This window comes from Microcoleus sp. M2_D5 (assembly GCF_036701935.1).
In the GTDB taxonomy this organism is placed as follows: Bacteria; Cyanobacteriota; Cyanobacteriia; order Cyanobacteriales; family Microcoleaceae; genus Microcoleus.
Genome location: NZ_JAUBRP010000005.1, coordinates 161,922 through 168,024, shown reverse-complemented (window position 1 = coordinate 168,024; position 6,103 = coordinate 161,922). Strand labels below are relative to the sequence as shown.

General features: G+C 46.6%; 4 protein-coding genes and 1 pseudogene. 3 read left to right on the top strand and 2 right to left on the bottom strand.

Translation table 11 applies throughout. The features are described 5' to 3' along the window. Both QUA50_RS04055 and QUA50_RS04050 read right to left on the bottom strand, forming a co-directional pair. A pseudogene (locus QUA50_RS04055) lies at positions 1 to 229 on the bottom strand (hypothetical protein); the annotation flags it as partial. A 29-nt stretch (positions 230 to 258) separates the two neighbouring features. Continuing rightward, positions 259 to 714 (bottom strand): helix-turn-helix domain-containing protein, encoded by a 456-nt coding sequence (locus QUA50_RS04050; protein ID WP_333259855.1) that lies wholly within the window; start codon positions 712 to 714, stop codon positions 259 to 261. 678 nt (positions 715 to 1,392) lie between these two features. Between QUA50_RS04050 and QUA50_RS04045 the strand changes: the two genes are divergently transcribed. The 3 genes from QUA50_RS04045 (at position 1,393) to QUA50_RS04035 (ending at position 5,968) form a co-directional block, all read left to right on the top strand. After that, positions 1,393 to 4,248, top strand: coding sequence for a DUF3854 domain-containing protein (locus tag QUA50_RS04045; protein ID WP_333259858.1), 2,856 nt, complete (start codon positions 1,393 to 1,395; stop codon positions 4,246 to 4,248). A 127-nt stretch (positions 4,249 to 4,375) separates the two neighbouring features. Then, positions 4,376 to 4,648, top strand: coding sequence for a hypothetical protein (locus QUA50_RS04040; RefSeq protein WP_333259861.1), 273 nt, complete (start codon positions 4,376 to 4,378; stop codon positions 4,646 to 4,648). 336 nt (positions 4,649 to 4,984) lie between these two features. Beyond that, entirely contained in the window at positions 4,985 to 5,968 is a 984-nt protein-coding gene (locus tag QUA50_RS04035; RefSeq protein WP_333259864.1) for an alpha-ketoacid dehydrogenase subunit beta, read from the top strand. Positions 5,969 to 6,103: the final 135 nt, after the last annotated feature.

Here is a 6,103-nt window from a genome sequence, read left to right as displayed (position 1 = left end):
TATAAGCTTTTCGATCGACACCCCCAATTACTAAACCGTAAACAAAGCTGATCTCAGGTTGGAGAAGTCCTACAATACTTAATCTCCGACCACGCCGTAATGTTTGTTCGAGTCGTTTTTGCTCGCCTCGTTTGTAATAACTGTAACCGGCCTCGCTCCAGGCACAAAATCCTGATTCATCTAAATATTTTAAATCAATATCTCCCGCAGCAGCAGACCATTCCAGCATATCTAGGTCGGCTTGTTTGATTTGCCGTGTTATGATTTCTTGTTTTCCTTTGTGGCTCTTTCTCGCTCGTTTCCAAATAAACCCTTTTTTTTTAGGATTCGTCTTAATCGATCGGGGCTTAGTTTAATAGAACGCTCTTGTTCTAATTTGTGAGCTAATTGAACACTATTGTATGTACGTGGTTCATTTTTGAGGCATTCTGTTACAAACTCTATGTCTGCTTCTTTCCACTTCGGTTTTCCTCCTCGGCCTGGTAACTCCCAAAAACCTTCTATTCCTAGTTTTTGCCATTTATGTAAAACCTCTCTCACTGTTTGTCTGGCCCAGTTAAAATGAGCGGCTATTTTTTCAACGTACCAGCCCTGTGCATTTAACCTAACTACAAGAGCCCGGTCTTTGACTTTTTGGGGAACATTCGCAGTTCTCAATTTTAATAGAGTTTGATCTTGCTCTTGTGTCAGAAATATCCTTAATCTAGCGCCCATATATTGAGTTACCTTGGTAGACGTATTTCCTATCTTTACTTATTTTAACATAGTTCGGTTTTTTCGCACCGACCTACTTAGACAGAACCTTCTCTCCGAAGGTGACAAGAATGAACTAACTGCCTTACTGACTGAAGTAGTGACCGAATTTACTTGCCACTGCCAACAATACCCCTCAGAAGAAAATTCAAAAAAACTGTTTCAATTGTTTTGTAAAACTCACTTTTACAGGTCGGCGGCTAAGGAGTCATAAATCTACATACTCTTTTATACTCTTTTGGCGAAACCTGTAGGGTCTAGTTCAATACAATCATATACAGTTTAGCGCTAAAAAGATTGTGGAAGCCTGTAGGGGTTCAACAAGCGCATCCCCGCTGTTTTGCTATCACATTTTACCTTCCCCGGCGTCCGCCAACAGGCTATAATCACAATCAGGGTTGATTAATGTGTCAAGCAGAGATTAACCCGCCTGCACCCGCAGGCAAAAAAAGAGTCGCGCACCTTTGGTAGAGGGACACGACAAACAAAAAACATATTTCTAGATTTACTCTAACTCGATCGTGTCGCCAGCGGCAAAAAATGTGCGGCAAACTTTGAGACTTACCTCAACTGAGGTAAAAACACTGTCCCTCTACACTAGATAGCGACTCTCCTTGTATAAATACTTTGGAGAACGTTATGTATAGTATATCATATTTCGATACATCGGCATCCGCTACTCGCAACAAATCTTTACTCAATGCCGCCGATCGCGATTATTTATGGAAGGAGCGCAAGCTTGAATTCGACTGGCTATACGCAAATTGTGGCAGTGCCGATATCCCGAAAGCCTCGATACTACTGGGATATGAGGCTAAATCACCCTGTATAGTTTTTTACTCTGATGATCTTGAGCAACTGCAACTACGGCCCCACACGCCGTGGCCATCAAAGGACGGAAAGCTTCCCAAATACCGTACTCCGAAAGGAGAATATGACGCTTTCCTTGCTAGGCATCCAGAGATTGAGGCGTTTTGGACTGATTTAGAGGCTCTTAAAACCCGATGCTTCACCATTAACGGCAAACCTTATCTGCTAATTACCGAAGGCTGCATAAAGAGCATTACAGGTTGTCAGGACGGCATTCCTACCGTAGGGCTGGTAGGGGTGACAATGGGGCTAACGCCGAAAGCAAAAGGTGAACCCGATTTAGTACCCGTGCTAAAACGCTTAGCTGAAGCGGGTTTTGGGTTTATTTTTGCGTTCGATTCCGACACGAAGCCGGAAACAGTAAAGAACGTCCGCTACCACGAAGCAAAACTGACTAAAGTCCTTAAAAGCTATGGCTGTGACGTACTATCAGTCACGGGTAAATGGAAGTCGGAGGACGGTAAAGGGATGGATGATTTCATCAACAATAAGGGGATTGAAGCTTTTCGGGCAATCCTGATGAAAGCCTCGCCTGCCAACGTCGAATCGCGTGACACAGGTGATAAAAGGGCTAAAAAGCCACCTACACCACGCGAAACCGCAGCACAACTGGCCGAACAATATGGGCATCAGTGGAAGTACGACAACGAGCAAAAAGAATGGCGGGTCTACTCTGGCAAGCACTGGGAAAAAGTAGAGATAGGCAACTTTGAAACTCTATTGATGACAGTGGTTGACGCCAAAAATATCGCTTACAGCGGTGAGGCTTACCTGACAGACGTACTCAACCTTTTAACCAAGCTGTTGAGAGAAAAACACTGGGGAGGGGCTGACCGCCGTCGATTTATCAATTTCAGCAACTGCGTTCTCGACGGTAGCGACGGCAAAACACGCGAACACCAACCGGGAGACCGCTTTACCTCTTACCTCCCTTTTGAACACAAACCGCTAGCAGGCGACACAAGCGATGTCCTGCAAGCGTTAGAGGCAAATTGTCCGAATATCAACACATGGATGCGGACGGCGATGAGGGGCGATGCCAAGAAAATATTTAAGCTGCTAGCAATCATCAACGGCTGTTTACGTTTCAGCTTCCACGGTTGGCAACAGTTTGTTCACCTTATTGGTGTGCCTGGTTCCGGCAAGGGTACTTTTGCCCGACTGATGCAAAAAGTTGTTGGAAAGGAAAACAATCAACCTTGCAGTCTCGAAAGCTTGAAAGACGGCTCAACACTAGCCAGTATCATCGACAAGCAATTGGTGGTGTTTGGCGACGAACGGAAGCCCGTAGGCGTTGATTCTATCCTCCGGTTGACAGGTGGCGATAGCGTGAACTATCGGGAAGTGTACCGCCCCGCTGCTAACGCTTACTTTTACGGGCTGCTACTCATCTGTAGCAATGACCCAATATTTATGGGTAATACCACCGGGCTAGAGCGCCGTTTGTGCCTGGTTGAGTTCAATAACCCCATTCCCAAAGCTTTACGCAACTCCGAAATGGAAAACAGCTTTGACGGTGAAATAGCGTCGCTGATTGCGATCACCCTTTCATTGCCTAGCCCTGAAGTAGCGCAATCAATTAAAGGTATCGGCGACGCTGAGATTGCAGACTTCAAGGCCGCTGAGTGGGATATGAAGGTACGGATGGACAGCCTCGCGGCGTTCTTTGAGATGGAGCTAATTGTCGAGGACGGCGCACGGATTTGTGCGGGCGATCTGTTTGACAGTTATAAAGATTTTTGTGAGGAAATTAAAAAACCTGCGATGAGCCTGACAACTTTTTCACCGGGGCTGGAGAAACTTTGCACCGAACTACACTTGCCAGTCGTTCGCGATCGGACTGGCCGTCACGTCACTTTTGTCGGTTTAAGGTTGCGGGGCAAGAACGACTGTCACCCCACCTACTCGCAGCAATTAGCGGCCCTTTGCAGGACTTCCGACAGCACTTGCAGGACTTCTGCAGGACTTGATGCAGGACTTCCGCCCATACAGGATATAGCTTTGCAGGACTTGCAGGACTTCCGCCCAAACATTTTGGGAAAAAGTGAAATCAACCAACAAACAGAAGAGGCTGTGGAAGGAAGTCGAAACGAAACAGGAATAAAGAATGTTTCCCCTCAAAGTCCTGCAAGTCCTGCAAACCCTATACAGGACATAGGTTTAAGTCCTGCATCAAGTCCTGCAAAGGTGGTGCAGAGTCCTGCATCAAGTCCTGCAAGTTCTAAAGCAGATATGCAAACTGTCGCCAACAGACAGCGGGCTAAAAGGATGGCCGACGAATACCGCGAGGCCAAAGCAAGCAGCGATACCGAAAAAATGGAAGAGATAAGGAAATTTATTGAGAGTACCGATGGACTTCACTTGAGGGGATTTTTCAAGCGATGTCTTAATGAGACATCCCCCGCGCATCAGCCCGAAGTAAAACATTCCCGCATTTTTGAGGTCGGCGATCGGGTTGTGGTCAAGGATGTTGGTGGCATTTATCAAGGCGTGAGGGGGGTTATTGTAGAAATTCGTTCGTACCCCTATCGCACGGGTCTACTGGTGAAATTTGATAAACCCGTTTCGTTCTGCCAGCAAGATGAGTTCATCGCCTGGGACTTGATGTATCTCCCCGAAAAGTAGTATCTCTGGCTCAACTCTCTCGATTGTCTATTTTACCTTTATTCACTTGTGTCATGTGATTATACCCTTGACAGAACTAAAGCAACCGTGCCAAGCTGTTAACAGTAAATCACCTGACACAAGTGAAATGAGTAAAAACATCAACGACGCTAGCTTGGCCAACCTCAAGCACTATGAGGGTAAATGGAAGCACGGGCAAACTCGCACCATCCGAGTACCAATCGCCCTAGCCGATCGAGTGCTGGCTCTAGCCCGACAGCTTGATAGTAGCGAGTCACCTGACACAAGTGAAATACCCGATGCTGCTACCTTGCTCAACCGCTTGAAAGCCAAGCGCAAAAAGTCCAAGTTAAGCCTAGCGGACGTAGAAGCAATTCTGGATATATTGAGTGACTTCTAGTACGAAGGCGGGCTTCTCACTTCGGCACGGAAGTGCGATCGCATCATTCACGCTATGTGTATGTTGTGACTCTAGGTTTTTTTGCCTCTATTTCTAAAAGTAGCCGCCAACTGTAGGCGGCAACTTCTGGAAATACACTAGAAAGCAAGGTAGTGCCAATGTGGTGTGGCTAGAAATTTGCTAGATGAGCTTGCTTGTAAGTGACTATCAGGTAAGAGACACTGGGGTAGGTAAACAGGCAATAGCAAGGCCCAAAAAGCTCCTAAAATGGCTGTTTTGCTAGAGTGTTGATAGAAATTACACAAGTAAAGGCTAAAAGTATTGGAAAACTGTAGCATGAAAGAAACCTTACTGTTCAACGCCCTCCGCGAGGCGTTAGACGAAGAAATGGCCCGCGACTCCTCCGTATTCGTACTCGGCGAAGACGTAGGTCAATACGGCGGTTCCTACAAAGTCACCAAAGACCTCTACAACAAATACGGCGAACTTAGAGTGCTCGACACCCCGATCGCCGAAAATAGCTTTACAGGCCTGGCAGTAGGCGCAGCAATGACGGGACTCCGGCCGGTCATCGAAGGCATGAACATGGGCTTTTTGCTGCTGGCCTTCAACCAAATTTCCAACAACGCCGGAATGCTGCGCTACACCTCCGGCGGCAACTTCAAAATGCCAATGGTAATTCGCGGGCCCGGCGGTGTCGGCCGGCAACTCGGCGCGGAACACTCTCAGCGGTTAGAAGCATATTTCCAAGCAGTACCGGGTTTGAAAATAGTCGCCTGTTCGACTCCCTACAACGCCAAAGGACTCTTAAAATCAGCCATCCGCGACGATAACCCGGTTCTGTTTTTCGAGCACGTTCTTCTTTACAACCTCAAAGAAAATTTGCCAGAAACAGAATATTTAGTGCCGCTGGACAAGGCAGAAATTGTGCGATCGGGCAAAGATGTCACCATCCTGACTTATTCTCGGATGCGGCACCACGTCTTGCAAGCAGTGCCCGCCCTGCTAAAAGAAGGTTACGATCCAGAAGTAATCGACCTAATTTCTCTCAAACCCCTGGACATGGAGACCATCGGCGCATCCATTCGCAAAACTCACAAAGTAATTATTGTAGAGGAGTGCATGAAAACAGGAGGCATCGGTGCCGAACTAATTGCTTCGATTAGCGATCGATTTTTTGACGAACTCGACGCACCGGTTTTGCGCCTGTCTTCACAAGATATTCCCACACCTTACAACGGCAATTTGGAAAGACTGACCATTGTCCAGCCCAATCAAATTGTCGAAGCCGTCCAAAAAATGGTAGCTTTGCGAGTATAAATAGTCATCAGTCATTAATCATTAGTCATTAGTTATCACTCTTTGGTTGTTCGCTAAAACTAACGATATCTGCCAGCAGGACATTGATGCTAAAACACGGATGCACAAATTGATTATTCCTTCCACCTAACTAAT